The 14,272-nt window shown below is 67.0% G+C and carries 16 protein-coding genes; 9 read left to right on the top strand and 7 right to left on the bottom strand.

What is annotated here, in order from left to right:
- Window positions 1–36 precede the first annotated feature (36 nt).
- From CQW49_RS13520 to mch, 3 genes are read right to left on the bottom strand one after another with little or no spacing between them, the layout of a single operon-like run.
- Window positions 37–900, bottom strand: coding sequence for a triphosphoribosyl-dephospho-CoA synthase (locus CQW49_RS13520; RefSeq protein WP_003608957.1), 864 nt, complete (start codon window positions 898–900; stop codon window positions 37–39).
- Entirely contained in the window at window positions 893–1,858 is a 966-nt protein-coding gene (locus tag CQW49_RS13525) for a RimK family alpha-L-glutamate ligase (protein WP_003608955.1), read from the bottom strand. Before CQW49_RS13525 ends, CQW49_RS13520 begins: the two co-directional genes overlap by 8 nt.
- Window positions 1,812–2,789 (bottom strand): methenyltetrahydromethanopterin cyclohydrolase, encoded by a 978-nt coding sequence (gene mch / locus CQW49_RS13530; RefSeq protein WP_003608953.1) that lies wholly within the window; start codon window positions 2,787–2,789, stop codon window positions 1,812–1,814. Before mch ends, CQW49_RS13525 begins: the two co-directional genes overlap by 47 nt.
- Before the next feature lie 516 nt (window positions 2,790–3,305).
- Here mch and CQW49_RS13535 point away from each other — a divergent pair.
- The gene (locus CQW49_RS13535) at window positions 3,306–3,791 is read left to right on the top strand and encodes a hypothetical protein (protein WP_155931266.1); all 486 of its coding nucleotides are present in this window, start codon (window positions 3,306–3,308) and stop codon (window positions 3,789–3,791) included.
- A gap of 702 nt (window positions 3,792–4,493) precedes the next feature.
- Here CQW49_RS13535 and CQW49_RS13540 read toward each other — a convergent pair.
- From CQW49_RS13540 to CQW49_RS13550, 3 genes are all read right to left on the bottom strand, one after another.
- Entirely contained in the window at window positions 4,494–5,018 is a 525-nt protein-coding gene (locus CQW49_RS13540; RefSeq protein WP_003608950.1) for a GNAT family N-acetyltransferase, read from the bottom strand.
- Complete coding sequence (locus tag CQW49_RS13545) at window positions 5,015–5,290, bottom strand: type II toxin-antitoxin system TacA family antitoxin (protein ID WP_003608948.1); 276 nt, start codon at window positions 5,288–5,290, stop codon at window positions 5,015–5,017. The genes CQW49_RS13540 and CQW49_RS13545 overlap by 4 nt, the downstream gene beginning before the upstream one ends.
- 152 nt (window positions 5,291–5,442) lie before the next feature.
- Window positions 5,443–6,666, bottom strand: coding sequence for an alpha/beta hydrolase family protein (locus CQW49_RS13550; protein WP_003608946.1), 1,224 nt, complete (start codon window positions 6,664–6,666; stop codon window positions 5,443–5,445).
- A gap of 157 nt (window positions 6,667–6,823) precedes the next feature.
- Here CQW49_RS13550 and CQW49_RS13555 point away from each other — a divergent pair, with 157 nt between their 5' ends.
- From CQW49_RS13555 to hemH, 4 genes are all read left to right on the top strand, one after another.
- A complete protein-coding gene (locus CQW49_RS13555) occupies window positions 6,824–7,396 on the top strand; it encodes a L,D-transpeptidase (protein ID WP_003608944.1) in 573 nt (190 codons plus the stop codon).
- Window positions 7,397–7,593: 197 nt separating this feature from the next.
- The gene (locus CQW49_RS26090; protein ID WP_274541221.1) at window positions 7,594–7,719 is read left to right on the top strand and encodes a hypothetical protein; all 126 of its coding nucleotides are present in this window, start codon (window positions 7,594–7,596) and stop codon (window positions 7,717–7,719) included.
- A 34-nt stretch (window positions 7,720–7,753) separates the two neighbouring features.
- Window positions 7,754–8,566, top strand: coding sequence for a 3-methyl-2-oxobutanoate hydroxymethyltransferase (gene panB / locus CQW49_RS13560; protein ID WP_003608942.1), 813 nt, complete (start codon window positions 7,754–7,756; stop codon window positions 8,564–8,566).
- On the top strand, window positions 8,563–9,549 hold the full coding sequence (gene hemH / locus CQW49_RS13565) for a ferrochelatase (RefSeq protein WP_003608940.1): 987 nt from the start codon (window positions 8,563–8,565) through the stop codon (window positions 9,547–9,549). Before panB ends, hemH begins: the two co-directional genes overlap by 4 nt.
- Window positions 9,550–9,552: 3 nt before the next feature.
- Here the strand turns inward: hemH and CQW49_RS13570 are convergent, their stop codons facing one another.
- Window positions 9,553–10,341: a uracil-DNA glycosylase gene (locus CQW49_RS13570; protein WP_024749702.1), complete on the bottom strand. Its 789-nt coding sequence runs from the start codon at window positions 10,339–10,341 to the stop codon at window positions 9,553–9,555.
- 151 nt (window positions 10,342–10,492) lie between these two features.
- Between CQW49_RS13570 and CQW49_RS13575 the strand changes: the two genes are divergently transcribed.
- Genes CQW49_RS13575 through CQW49_RS13590 form a run of 4 tightly spaced genes read left to right on the top strand, consistent with a single transcriptional unit; the run spans window position 10,493 to window position 14,231 of the window.
- Window positions 10,493–11,239 (top strand): ABC transporter ATP-binding protein, encoded by a 747-nt coding sequence (locus CQW49_RS13575; RefSeq protein ID WP_003615250.1) that lies wholly within the window; start codon window positions 10,493–10,495, stop codon window positions 11,237–11,239.
- Window positions 11,236–12,054 carry an ABC transporter permease gene (locus CQW49_RS13580; protein WP_003615248.1) on the top strand — a complete coding sequence of 273 codons (819 nt, stop codon included), beginning with the start codon at window positions 11,236–11,238 and terminating at the stop codon, window positions 12,052–12,054. Before CQW49_RS13575 ends, CQW49_RS13580 begins: the two co-directional genes overlap by 4 nt.
- A 16-nt stretch (window positions 12,055–12,070) precedes the next feature.
- Complete coding sequence (locus CQW49_RS13585; RefSeq protein ID WP_003615246.1) at window positions 12,071–13,504, top strand: cryptochrome/photolyase family protein; 1,434 nt, start codon at window positions 12,071–12,073, stop codon at window positions 13,502–13,504.
- A 37-nt stretch (window positions 13,505–13,541) separates the two neighbouring features.
- A complete protein-coding gene (locus CQW49_RS13590) occupies window positions 13,542–14,231 on the top strand; it encodes a hypothetical protein (RefSeq protein ID WP_003615245.1) in 690 nt (229 codons plus the stop codon).
- Window positions 14,232–14,272 lie beyond the last annotated feature (41 nt).

The raw sequence follows: 14,272 nt of genomic DNA on the forward strand, positions 1-14,272 counted from the left end.
CGAGCCGGTCGCGAGACCATCTCGCGCGGCGCGAACTCAACCATTTTTGTGAACGTTCGGCAAGATGGAGAGAAGAGAATCGGCAAAAAGCGCCGCGACTGTGAGATCGGCGCTGGTTCCTGGATTATACTCGATTTTTTTTAAAACACGATCGAATTCCAGCGCCAGCGCGAACGCCGCGTCTCTTTCATCGATCGTCTCGAGACGCGAGGCTGTCTCCGCCATCCGCTCCATGACGAAGCGCGCAGCGTCGACGCCGAATTTGCGCGCGATATGGCTGTCGGGAAATCGACTCGCGAAGGCCATGAACAATCGCAGAGTCGTCATCGGACCGTCATCGCCGCGCGCGCGCGCGCGTGCGATCGTCTCCTGCCCGAGCTCGAAAATGTCGGCGTAGCCGGTGACATATTGATGCGCGACACGGTCGCGCGGCGCGGCGAGCGCCATCGCCTCGCCGAGTCCGACCATCGCCGGCGCCCGCACATCATGCTCCGCGCTCGCGCCGAGCCCGGCGGGAGACGCCAGCGCAATGGCGCGAAAGGCGAGATCGGCGTCGTCTCGATCGAGCGCGGCCAGCGTCGCGCCGAGCTTCTCGCGCAAGCCGCCGGGTCCTGAGCGCTGCGCCGCATGAGCGAGCGGCGCGCATAAGAGTATAATGCCGAGATTGGTGTTGCAGTGGACGCGCGCCCATGTCGCTTCGATGGCGGCGAAGATGCGGCGGCCGACGCTCGCCCCCTCCGCGCAAAGATGCGGCGCGGCCGCCTGGGCGCTGTCGATGAAATGCCGCGCCTCCATGCCATGGCCGTCCGCATATATATGGACATTGCCAGGCTTGGGCGCCGCGAGCTCGGCCTCGCAGGCTGCGACGAAGGCCCGGCCGACCTGCGCAGCGTCAACCATGCGCACGGCGCGCCGTGATCGCCCTCAAAATATCGCCGGCGACGCGCTCGGCGATGGGGAAGGGCGTGACGCTCTGCAAACCGCTCCAGCCCGCCATGCTGTTGACCTCGAGCACCATCGGCAGACCATCGGCGCCGCTGATGATGTCGACGCCGGAAAAATCGGCGCCGAGCGCGGCGGAGGCGCGCAGAGCGAGCTCGCGCTCGCGCGGCGTCGGCTCGCAGGCCATCGGCTTCGCGCCCTGGCGCACATTGGTGATCCAGCGCCGCGAACGTCGCCGCATCGCGCCGATCGCCTCGCCATGCGAGACGAGAATGCGCATGTCCTCGTACCAGACATCGCGCGGCGGCACGAAGCGCTGCAGATAGAACACGCCGCGCGCTTCCTCCTCCGTCGGCAGATCCTCCTCGCGATGCAGCAGCTTCAGGCCCCAGCCCTGCGCGCCGAACAGCGGCTTGACCACCAGCGGCCCACGCGGCGCCTCATTGCGCATGATGCGCAGCGCTTCCGCGCGCGAGCCGGCGACGAAGGTCGCGGGCGTCGGAATGCGCGCCTGCGCGAGCAGGAAGCTCGCGGTGGATTTATCGGTGCAGCGCTCGATGGCGCGCGCGCTGTTGACGAGCGGAACGCCGAGCGCGCCGAGCGCATGCAGCACGCCGAGCCGCAACGTGATCGCCTCCAGCGAGCCGTCGCCGATCGCGCGCACGACGGCGGCGTCCGGCAGCCTCCCGTGGAAGCCCGGAATGGCGAGGCCGTGCGCGCGCGTCGTGTCGATCTTGCAGGACGAGAGACGCACCGGCGTCGCGCGCGCGCCATGGCGCGCGAAACCCTTGCGCAAGCGCTCGACATGCCAGTCGAGCTCGTCGGTGAAGATCGCGATATGCGGCGCGCCCGCAGTGGGGCGCGCGGGGTCAGCCGAAAGAGGCGTCGAGCAGTTTTTCGTCAATGGCGCCGGCACGGAACGTCTCGCCTGTCTCGACCGCCGTCACGATCGCCTCGGCGGGCGAGAACAGGCTCGGGTCGATCTTGTAGAAGTCGCCCTTATACGCTTTGAAAATCTCCGCGAAAGGCCGACCATAATCCCGCGAGTTGGAGCTCGGCAGCTTTTCCGCGAGCGCCTTCGCCGCCTCGGCCGAGCCGCGCACGAAGAGATGAGCGCGGCCGGAATAGATGATCGCGTCATTGGTGCGGCCCATGGCCGTAACGAAATCGGGATGCGGCGGCGACAAAGGCGCCGTGGCGATGCCGTCGACGATATGCTCGAGCGGAAACTTCAGCTCATGCGCCTTGTGCAGCGCCACCTCGAGCACGCGGCCGACCACCTGCACGCTGCCGGCGAGGCTCTGCGTCGGCGCATAGATAAAAGCGAGCTTGTCCGGCGACACGCCGCAGCTCTCGGCGACCTTGGCGACGACGGGCTCCGGCGGCGGGGCGCCGGCCTCGAGCACGATGGTCGCGCGGCTCGCGGAATCTTCGTAAGGCAGCTCCTGGAACAGCGGCTCCTTGCGGGCGAGCGAGCGGCCGGGGCCGGAGCCGAGCGCGAAGAATTTTTCGTGGGAGAGGCTCCAGCCGGCATATTGGCTGGCGAGACACGCCACGACCGGATCGTTGCTGGTGACGGTGAGCCAGAACGGCCAGTTGGTTTGGCCCGGAGCGGGAGCGAGCGTGACCTTGCCGAGGCCGCCGAGGCAGATCTCCGTGAGCAGAAGGCCGGCGTCGACGCCGCCTGCGACCTTGGCGCCGGCGTCGATGAGCAGTTCGCCGAGGCTGCCGCGCGAGACGGCGACCCGATAGCGCTCGGCGCCGGCGGCGAGCCGATCGACGATCTCGCCCGCCAGCAGATTGACGCTGGCCGTCGCCCGGCCGGTCTTATCGAGAGTTCCCGTCACGTTTCCCGTTCCTCTGTTGCGTTGCCTGGGGCCGCCGCCGCGCCGGCCATGCTTGTCGGCGGCGACATTACTAAGGTTTCGGGCCCGGCGAAAGCGCGGGAAGGGTGAGATCGCGCGTCCTCGCGCCGGCGCTTCAGCGCCCGGACGAGGGAGCGGACGATGTTATTCTGTGTAGAAACGACAGAAACAATTTGGCGATGATCCTCTCATGACAATCTGCTAGCTCGAAAAAAAACCAATCGCGTCACGCCTTCGACATCTTCGGCGGGCGCACGACCAATGCAGGCTTAAATGGGAGATGCAAGACGCGACTCGATATGCAGATATGTTGTTGGAGTCAGCTGGCCGCGAAGCGGGCATCACCTTGTTGTGAATGTTCTACACGAATATTTCGAGAACGAATTTGCTTATTGTGAGTTCTACACGCCGAGCGATTGTTGTAAATCGGCGCCATGTGCGAGGCGAGAATATATCAAACTGAGCAAAAATCATGATTTTTTATTGAAGATGCCGATCGTGGTCGATTATCCTCACTTCATCCAATATCGCTCGTTCCTGCCGTCCGTCGTCTCGGCATTCGAATTGTTCATCGAACAGGGACAGCCGGATACATTCACAAGTTTCGAGAAGTTTGCGACAAAAGAGGCTCGTATTTATAATAAATTCCTGGCGAAATGGGTGTTTGGAACGAAGCGGCCGCGCGAGCGGCTCATATTGCGCTACGAAGACCTCACATCGGAGCGAGGCGTATATCTTATTTCCGATGTTATACGGTTTTTTGCCAAAAACCACTGTGTCGACACGGGGAGGCTCGCGCGGATCTGCGAGTCTATACGTAAAGAATATGTTGAAAATGGAAGGCGGGGGTCCATTAGACAATTCGGGATAAACGCCACCCGGACGGTCGAAGAATTTCGTTTCTACGACAAGGCGTTGTTTGCGAGGCTCGGGGCGGCCACGCGCAAATCGGAAGAAAAAAGCGCGATGGCGTTGGGCGGATGAGCGAAATCGGCCGTCGTCCCTCGCCGCCTCCGCCGCATTCGCGCAAAGGTCCTCCACGCGCGCGCCGGCGCCCCGCCGCCGTTGCCCCGGCGCGGGAGATGGGAGGTCCGGAACGCCGCGGCGCCGCATTCGGCCGCGGAAATAGAAGAGAGCGTCGGAGCCGGAGCGTTCCGGACCACGGTTGCCTTTTCACCTGTTCGCCGCCTCCGGGGCCAGGGTTGTTTTCCCCTTTCGGGTAGTCTATCCCCGCGCCACCCTCGGATATTCGGCCCGGTCCGCGCCTCGCTTTCGCGAGGCTTCCGCACGAAGGAAGACCAGCGCCGGCGACGTGACGTCGCGAGGTTTCGAGAGAGGGTCGCCTCCCGTCCCCGCGAACCGCGCCCCGCCGACGCCGCCCGACCCTTCGGATGGCGCCCCATGCGGCGGAAGCGGGGAGGAGAATAGGAATTTAGTCCGTGATTGTCAAGGGGGCGTAAACCGACGTGGCGTGGTCCCAGATTGGGCGGTTATGCGACACGAAAAAACCGAACGGATCACGCGGTAGATTCCCATGTGAGCCTCCCTTTATACTTTGGCGCGCATCGCAGCTGTTGTAACTTCGGAATCGAGCCGGTGCTTAAATTAAGACTTCTGAATAGTCCACCTCCACCTGTATCAGAAAAAACGGGCGCATACGCCGTGCATAAGTTACGTTCGAAAGCATCATCGCTCCCCTTGCCTCACCGCTTCGGCCACCACGGCGAAGGGCAGGATGAGCGAGCGCGGCGCATCGAGGAGACGTAGTGCCCCGTAGTTTTCGTACCATTCCGCGACCATTTCGGTCTTGGCGTCGATCAGCAGAGCCACGCCGCCGACTTGCTGCGCGACGGCCATGCAGCGTTCCGCGGCGCGCAGCAGCAGGCGGCCGCCGAGCCCCCGGCCTTGCACGCTGCGATCGACGGCCAAGCGGCCGAGCCGATACACCGGGACCTCGTAGCGACCGAGGCCGCGCGTCGCAACGGCAGGGGCGCGCGCAAATTCGATCGACGCGGGGCTCAGTGTATAGAAGCCGAGAACGCGCGTGGGGGCGTCGCGCGCCGCCGCAACGAAGCATTTCGCGCCGCCGCTTTCATGGTTTTGGCGCGCGTAGCGTTTCAAATAGGTATCGAGATGATCCTCGCCGCAGTGGAATGCGTTGCGGTCGTGGATCTTGCCGAGCGAAACTTCTTCCCACTCCAGCGCCGTCATTCGAGCACGAAGCCGCCCTTCGCCGCGCGCGTCAGTCGCTCCGTGGGGGCCGGGGGGTTTTCCAAGAGGTCGAGCACGCGCAGGGAATCGCGCTCGGACAGCTTCAGCCTCTCGGACTGCGCGATGACATCCTGCGCGCGCGGCAGCGCGGCGCGCAGGATGAAGCTGGTCAGATCGAGCCGCTCGAGCGCGGCCGCGCGCGCCAGCACAGCCTTGTCCTCCGGCTTCAGCCGCAGCTCGACCCGGCCAGTTTCGGCATGTTCGCGGGGCATGGCTCACCTCATTGCTTATTATACGGATTCAATCCGTACAGAACAAGCGCCGCGATAAGCGTGCGTCATCCGGATTGAATGAATAAAAGAGCGAGCCTTCGGGCTCGCTTTCCGCCCGACCGGGCTTCGCCGCGATTGCGCGACACTCCCCCTCACTTCCCGTCGAACCACTCCTTCCAGCGCGGCGTCGCCGTCGCGAATGTGCCGCGATGGCTGGTCGGGCCGGTCGACACCGCTTCGACCAGCGGGTTTCCGCGCCCCATCGCCTGCGCATAGGTCATCGCCATGCGGCCGACGCCTTGGGTAATGGCTTCGTCGGCCTCGCCGTAATAATTGCGCACGGGCGACTTGATCACCCATCGATAGGCCTGCGTCGCGGCGATCAGCCGGCCGAAGGAGGAGGCGGCGAAATAATGCGGGTCGAAATAGGCCGGGCGGATCAATTTGCGCAGATCGGTCGGAACCGCCGCGGGATCGATCGGCTGACGCTCATAGGCCTTTTGCGCAATGTCGTAAGAGTCCTCGGCGAACAGCGAGCGGGCGAGGCCCGGAACGCCATAGTAGTTCTCGTAGGAGAAGGCCGAGAGGATGAAGATGCTGTTCAGCCAGACGGCGTCGTTCGGGCGCGGGTAGACGAGAAAGCCTTCCATGGCGGCGAAGAGATCGAGCGGCGCGCTGGCCGTCGCCGCCGCCGCGACGGGAACGCCGGCGCTCTCGAGCTTCTCCAGAAAGGCCATGGTGACGAAGCCGCCCTGCGACCAGCCGGAGAGGAACAGCTTTTCACTGTTCAGCTTCAGATGCTCGAGCACGCTGCGGCTGGCGACGAGCAGATCATAGCAGGCCTGCTGATGGCTCGCCTTCACCAGATAACCTTCCGGCTCCTGCGAGACGCCGAGGCCGAAGTAATCGGCGCCGATCACCGCATAGCCCTGGCCGGCGAATTGCGCGATCATCAGCTGCGTCTCGGGCGACTCCTCGGGGAAGGAGGGGACCTCGTGGCGCCCGTAGATGGTGCCGTGCTGATAGGACAGAAGCGGCAGGCTCGTCGCTTTCGTGTCGGGCACGGCGAGCAGGCCGGAGGCGATGGTCGGCTGATTGCCCTTCTCCGGAATGACCGAGGAATAGGTGATGCGATAGAGCGACACGGCGTTGCGCGCCGGCGTGTAGCTCACCTTCACGCCGGCGAATTTCGGCGTGTCGGCGTCGAGAATATGATCGAGCCGCTTCACGTCCCAATGTGCGATGAGCTCATAGCTCACGCCGGAGGAGAGGCGAACCGGGCCGTTGCGCGGCGCGGCTGCGCCCGGCGAGGCGAGCCCCGCCGGCAAGAGGAACAGGGAAGCGGCGAGCGCCAGGGCGCGGAGCGGGTTCGTCATCGGCGGGCTTTCCAGAGCGGGCGCGGAGCGGCGCGCCAGGGTTTACGGCGTCGGCTCCGATGCTTAGCCGAGGCCCCGTAAACGAAGCTCGAATAGGTGATCCCACTTCGGCCGCATTCCCCTCCGACAACCGCTCCTTCCGTTCTCGAGGGGCCTCATGACTTCGTTCCTGCCACCGCGCATCGCCCTCGCCTTTCTCCTCGCCCTCGCCCTCGCCGCCCCCGCCGCCGCGAGCCCTTTCGATCGCGGACCGGTCGCCGATTTCATCAATCAGTTCCGCATCCAATCCATCCCGAGGCAGACGGTGGTGTGGAAGCATCCGCAATATCCCAGGGGCTCGGTGGTGGTCTCCACAAAGGAGCGGCGGCTCTATTATGTGGTGAGCCGCAATCGGGCGGTCGAATATGGCGTCGGCGTCGGGCGCGAGGGGTTCGAATGGGCGGGGGTGAAGACCATCACCGCCAAGCGCGAATGGCCCGACTGGCGCCCGCCCGAGGCCATGCTGAAACGCCGGCCGGACTTGCCGCGCCATATGGAGGGCGGCATGGACAATCCGCTCGGGGCCCGCGCGATGTATCTGGGGTCGAGCCAATATCGCATTCACGGCTCCAATGAGCCGGACACGATGGGCGCCGCCGTCTCCTCCGGCTGCATCCGCATGACCAACGCCGATGTGGTGGACCTCTATGATCGGGTGAAGGTCGGGACGCGGGTGTTCGTGCTGCCGTGAGGGGCGCCTCGAAGGGCTGCGAGGCGACAAAGACTCTGCCCCGCGGCTCTGGATCGCTTCGCTTCGCTCGCAATGACGGGGCTTTTTTTGAAGGCGTCGGAGCACTCGGCGCGAGCGGGGGATCGGGTGACTCCCCGTCTCGCGTCGTCGACGGTCTCCCGCTATAATGCCCGCGGCGGCGTCGCGGGGGGTGCGTCTTGCGTAAGATCCTTGTTCCGGCGGTCTTGGCCGCGGCTTTTGCGCTGCTTTCCGGCTGCGACAAATGCAGCTATGAGCTTCAGGACATCCGCCTGCCCATGCCGCCGCACGCCTGCTCGCGCTGACGGCGGCCCGGGCGCGCAGACGCCATGGAAGCCCATGTCCAGAGCCGATGAATTCCGTCTGATGAAAGCGCGCGGCGAAAAGCTCGTCGTGCTCACCGCCTATGACGCGCCGACCGCGCGCGCCGAGGTCGAGGCCGGCGTCGACATCATCATGGTCGGCGACAGCGTCGGCACCAATGTGCTCGGCTACGCCAGCGAGCGCGAGGTGACGCTCGCCGATATGGCGCATCACATCGCCGCCGTGCGCCGCGGCGCGCCCGGCGCCTATATCATCGGCGATCTTCCCTTCGCGACCTATGAGACGGCGGGAGAGGCGCGAGAGAGCGCCGCGCGGCTCGCCGCCGCCGGCGCCGATTGCGTGAAATTCGAAGGCGCGCGGCCTCAGATCGTGCGGGCGCTGAAAGACGCGGGGCATGACGTCTGCTGCCATATCGGGCTCGAATCGCAGCATCAGGCGGGCAAGCGCCGGCAGGGCCAGACCGCCGCCGCCGCCGCGCGGCTCCTCGCCGACGCGCTGGCGCTCGATGAAGCGGGACAGGATTTCATCGTGCTGGAGCTGATCCCGCGCGAGCTTGCCGCCCGCATCACCCAAGCGCTGCGCGCGTCGACCATCGGCATCGGCGCGGGCGCGCAATGCGACGGGCAGGTGCTGGTGGTGCATGATCTCGCGGCGCTCGGAACGCGCGACTTCAAGCATAATCGCCGCTATGGCGAGATCGGCGCAGCGCTGCGCGGCGCCGTCGCCGCTTATGCCCGCGATGTGCGCGAGGGGCGCTTTCCGGCCGAGGAGCACGGCTTCTCGCTGGCGCCCGACGAGCTCGCCGCCTTCGAGAAGGGGCTCTCATGAGCGATACTCCGATCGGCGCGCTGCTGGTCAATCTCGGCACGCCGCGCGGCGCCGATTATTGGTCGGTGCGGCGCTATCTGCGCGAGTTTCTGTCGGATCGCCGCGTCGTCGATCTGCCGCCGCTGCTGTGGCGGCCGCTGCTGGAAGCGCTGGTGCTGACCTTTCGCCCGCTGCGCTCGGCGCGCGCCTATCGCTCCGTGTGGAACGAGGAGCGCGACGAAGGCCCGCTGAAGACGATCACGCGCGCGCAGGCGGAAAAACTGGCTGCACGCTTCGCCGGCGAGGGCGTCATCGTCGATTTCGCCATGCGCTACGCCGGGCCGTCGATCGGCGAGCGGCTGCGGTCCTTGTGCGCGCAGGGCTGCGAGCGCATCGTCGTGCTGCCGGCCTATCCGCAATATGCGGCCTCGACCAACGCCTCGGTCGCCGACGAAGCCTTTCGCACCCTGATGACGATGCGGGCGCAGCCGGCGCTGCGCATCGCCGCGCCCTTCTATGACGATCCCGCCTATATCGACGCGCTGGCGGCGTCGGCGCGCGCGGGACTGGCGGCGCTCGACTTCGAGCCCGAGGTTCTGGTCGCCTCGTTCCACGGGCTGCCGCAGGCGCAGATCGATCGCGGCGATCCCTATCGGCGCCATTGCGAGACGACATTCGATCTGTTGCGCGCCAAGCTCGACGTCCCGCCGGAGCGCATGCGCCTCACCTTTCAATCGCGCTTCGGCCGCGCGCAATGGACGGGGCCCTATACGACGAGCGTCGTCCAGGAGCTGGCGGCGAGCGGCGTGAAGCGCATCGCGCTGCTGACGCCGGGCTTCGTCGCCGATTGCCTCGAGACCTTGGAGGAGATCGGCATAGAGCTGCGCCATGGGTTTCTTTCGGCGGGCGGCGAGAGCTTCGCGCGGCTCGATTGTCTCAATGACAGCGAGGACGGGGTGCGCGCGCTGGAGACGATTTTGCGCCGCGAGCTGGCGGGCTGGTAGGTTTCAGCCGAGCGCCGCGGCGAGGGCGCGCAGATCGCGCCAGGCGCGGCGCTTCAGCGCCGGCGTCTTCAAGAGATTGTCGAGCGATGAGGCGAGCAGCGCGCGCGGGCGGCTGGCGCCCGCGTCATAATCGAACCACTGCCCGCGCAGCTTCGCCACATCGGTCGCGCCGAGCGCGGCGCGAGCGGCGTAATCGCCGAGGATCAGCAGGATTTTCGGGGCGGCGAGCTCCACGTGCCGGCGCAGGAACGGCTGCAGCGCCGTCACCTCGCCGGCGTTGAGCTCGCGCGCGCCGGGCGGGCGCCAGGGCGTTGCATAAGCGAGATAGGCGCTCTCGCGCTTCTGCCCGATCGCCTTCAGCATCTTGTCGAGGAGCCGCGCCTCCGCGCCGACGAAAGCCTCGCCGGAGCGCTCGTCCTCCTCGCCGGGGGCGAAGTCGAGCACCATCAGCGGCGCGCCGGGGGCGCCGGCGGCGTAGAGGAAATGCGCCGCCGCGGCCTTCAGCTGCGCGCAGCCGTCGAAGGCCGCGAGCCGCGCGCGCAGCGTCTCGAGGTCGCCGGCGCTCTCGGCGGCCTCGCGGGCGTCGCGCGCCGCCTCGTCCGGGAACATGGGGGCGCCGCCGCGCCGCGCGGGCCCCGGCGCGGCCGCGGGCTCGCGGCGCGGCGGCGGATCGGCCGCGGGCGGCGGCGCGGCGCTCTCGGCGAAACGGTCGTGCGGCGCGTCGTCGACGGCGATGTCGACGCCGATCGCGACATACCAGTCGAGCAGCGCTGAGAGGTACTCCCTGTCCATGGCCGCGAGTGTGGCGAGGGGGCGGGCGGTGTCAAGCGGACGGGCGTCCCAATAGCGGGGCAATCGGGTGGGAGCCCATGAAGTGGGCGCCGAAGATTGCATTTCTCCACCCGCTTTCGCATAAGGGTGCGCCCCACGGCGAGGTCCTTCCATGGCGTCATCCACTCCCGCCCTGCGCGTCACGGGCCTCTCGAAATCCTATGGCGCGACCGTGGCCGTGCATCCGGCGAGCTTCGCGCTTCGCCCGGGCTCGGTGACGGGGCTGCTCGGCGGCAATGGCGCCGGCAAGAGCACCACGATCGGCATGATCATGGGCCTCATCGCGCCCACCGCCGGCTCCATCGAGATCTTCGGGCGCGATTTCTTGCAGGATCGCTACGCTGCGCTCGGGCGCATGAATTTCGAGAGTCCTTATGTGGACATGCCGCATCGTCTCACCGTGCGGCAGAATCTCGACGTGTTCGCGCGGCTCTATGGCGTCGCCGATCCGAAGGCCAAGATCGCCGAGCTGGCGGCGAGCCTGGCGCTCACTGAATTTCTCGATCGGCCGAGCGGACGGCTCTCCGCCGGGCAGAAGACGCGCGTCGCGCTCGCCAAGGCGCTGATCAATGATCCCGAGCTGCTGCTGCTCGACGAGCCGACCGCCTCGCTCGATCCCGACACGGCGGACTGGGTGCGCTCGCGCCTCGAGGAGCATCGACGCAGGCGCAACTGCACGATCCTGCTCGCCTCGCACAATATGGCCGAGGTCGAGCGCCTCTGCGACCGCGTGCTGATGCTGAAAGCCGGTCGGCTCGTCGACGACGCCGCGCCCGCGCAATTGCTCGCCCGCTATGGCCGCAACAATCTCGAAGAGGTGTTCCTCGATGTCGCGCGCGGACGGGCGGGCGCCGCATGACGACCTTTTCCTTTCAGCGCGTCGGCGCGATGACGCTGCGCTATTCCTATCTCCTGCGCTCGTCCTATCCGCGCATGCTGGAGATGATCTATTGGCCGCTGGTGCAGATGCTCACCTGGGGCTTTCTGCAGATCTATCTCGTCGGCCGGCCCGGCGGGCTCGCCGGCGCGGAGCCTTCCGCGATCGGCGCGGGCTCGCTCGTCGGCGCGGTGCTGCTGTGGGACATTCTGCTGCGCGGCCAGCAGGGTTTTTCCTTCTCCTTCCTCGAGGAGATGTGGGCGCGCAATCTGCCCAATCTGTTCATGAGCCCGCTGCGGCCGGCGGAGTTCGTCGCCGCCATGATGGCGATGAGCCTGATGCGGCTCTTCATCGGCATGGTTCCGGTGACGCTGCTGGCGATCTGGTTCTTCGGCTTCAATCTGTGGGCGCTCGGCCTCGCCTTCGCGGGTTTCTTCGCCATATTGATCCTGTTCGCCTGGAGCGTCGGATTGTTCGTCGCCGGCCTCCTGCTGCGCTACGGCCTCGGCGCGGAGAATCTGGTCTGGTCGCTGATGTTCGTCATCCAGCCGCTCGGCTGCGTCTATTATCCGGTCGCCGTGCTGCCCTCATGGCTGCAGCCGATCTGCTGGATGCTGCCGCCGACTTATGTGTTCGAGGGGCTGCGCGGCGTGCTCATCGATCATGCGCTGCGCGTCGATCTGATGGCGGCGGGGCTCGCGCTCGACGCCGTTCTGTTCACGCTCGCCGCATGGTCGTTCACGCGCCTGCTGAGAAGCGCGCGCGAGGCCGGGAGCCTGCTGCAGACGGGCGAATGAGCGAGGCGGCGCTGCGATGACCGCGCCGCTCATTCTCTGGTTCCGCCGCGATCTGCGGCTCACGGACAATCTCGCGCTCGCGGCGGCGGCCACGACGGGCGCGCCGCTCGTCGCTCTGTTCATTCTGGACGAGGACGATGATCCCCCGCTCGGCGGCGCCGCGCGCTGGTGGCTGCATCACAGCCTCGTCTCGCTCACTCATGATCTGCGCGAGCGCGGCCTGTCGCTGACGCTGCGGCGCGGGCCGTCGGCCGCGAGCCTCACGCGCCTCGTGCCAGAAACGGGGGCGCGCGCGGTGTTCTGGAGCCGCGTCTATGAGCCCGCGGCGCTGCGGCGCGACGGCGAGATCGAGACGATGCTGCGCGCAAGCGGCGTCGAGGCGCAGAGCTTTTCCGGCGCGCTGCTGTTCGAGCCCGGAGAGATCCGATCGGCGCAGGGCCGCGCCTTTCGCGTCTTCGCGCCATTCTGGCGCGCCGCGCAGGCGATCGTCGCGCCGGGCGCGCCGAAGCCGGCGCCGACACGGCTGCGCGCGGCGCCGGCGCCGAGGAGCGAGCGGCTCGAGGATTGGGGATTGACGCCGCGCGAGCCGGATTGGGCCGGCGGCCTGCGCGACGCCTGGCGGCCGGGCGAGAGCGGCGCGAGAGCGCGGCTCGACGCCTTCGTGGAAGACGGGGTCCGTGATTATGCGGCGGCGCGCGATTTTCCGGCGAAGGACAATGTCTCGCGGCTCTCGCCGCATCTCCATTGGGGCGAGATCGGCCCGCGGCAAGTCTGGCGCGCGATCGAGGGGGCCGATGCGCCGCGCGCCGACATCGCCGCCTTTCTGCGCGAGCTCGGCTGGCGCGAATTCTGCCATCACATTCTTCTCGATCATCCGAGCCTGCCCGAGGCGCCGCTCGATCCGGATTTCGCGCGCTTTCCCTGGGCGCAGGACGACGGAACGCTCTTTCGCGCCTGGGCGCGCGGAGCGACCGGCTATCCATTCGTCGACGCCGGCATGCGCCAGCTGTGGCTGACCGGCTGGATGCATAATCGCCTGCGCATGATCGTCGCCTCCTTTCTGGTCAAGCATCTGCTGCTGGACTGGCGCGAAGGCGAGCGCTGGTTCTTCGACACTCTGGTCGACGCCGATCTTTCGAGCAACGCCTTCAACTGGCAATGGGCGGCGGGCTGCGGCGCCGACGCTGCGCCCTATTTCCGCATCTTCAATCCCGTGCTGCAGGGCGAGAAATATGATGCGGACGGCGCCTTCGTGCGCCGCTTCGTCCCGGAGCTGGCGCGGCTCGACGCGCATTATATTCATCGCCCCTGGACCGCGCCGGAGCAAAAGCTGCGCGAGGCGGGCGTTCGGCTCGGCGAGACCTATCCGCTTGCGATCATCGACCTTGCGGCGGCGCGCCGGCGCGCGCTCGACGCTTTCGACTCTTGTCGCCGCGCGCGGCGCGACTAGTTCCCGAGCGAAGGTTTCAAAGCCCGAGGAGATTCCCATGTCACTGACGATCAGAGAAACCGCCTCGATAGATAGCGGCTACGCCTATGGCGGCGCCGCGGACGCGATCGGCGGCGTCGCCACATTGGTGCTCACCATCTGCGGCCTCGCCGGGGTCAATCCGCCGCTGATGGCGGTGATCGCGACGATCGTCTTCGGCGCGGCGCTGCTGATCCACAGCGCGTCGCTGCGCGCGCGCTATGCGCAGCAGATGATCGACCCGAGCGAGGAGGGCGGCAAGGAGAACTTGGCCGGCGACGGCGGCGGCGCCTTCACCGGAATCTTTCTCGCGGGCGCGGCCGGCGCCGTGCTCGGCGTGCTGGCGCTGCTCGGGGTCGATTCGGGCGTGCTCGCTCCGGCCGCGGTGATCGCCTTCGGCGCCGCTCTGCTGCTCGCCGCCGCCTCCGCCCGGCGCATGCATGCGCTGAGCCGAATGGCCGCGAAGACGGGCAACCGCAGCGCCAGAGAGGCGATGGCGGGCGAATTGGCCTGCGGCTCCGCCAATCTTCAGGCGCTCGGCGGCTTGACCGCCATCGTGCTCGGCATGCTCGCGGTGCTCGGCAATAATTCGAACGATCTTCTGTTCGATCTGATCGCTCTGCTGACGCTCGCGGTGACGATCATCCTGACCGGCAGCACGTTCAATGCGGCGATGCTGGGCACCGCGAGAAGCTGGACGCGGCTCTGAAAGGCTGCGCCGACCGAGGCTTGTCGCCTCGGTCGGCGCAG

The organism is Methylosinus trichosporium OB3b (assembly GCF_002752655.1).
GTDB classification, from domain to species: Bacteria; Pseudomonadota; Alphaproteobacteria; order Rhizobiales; family Beijerinckiaceae; genus Methylosinus; species Methylosinus trichosporium.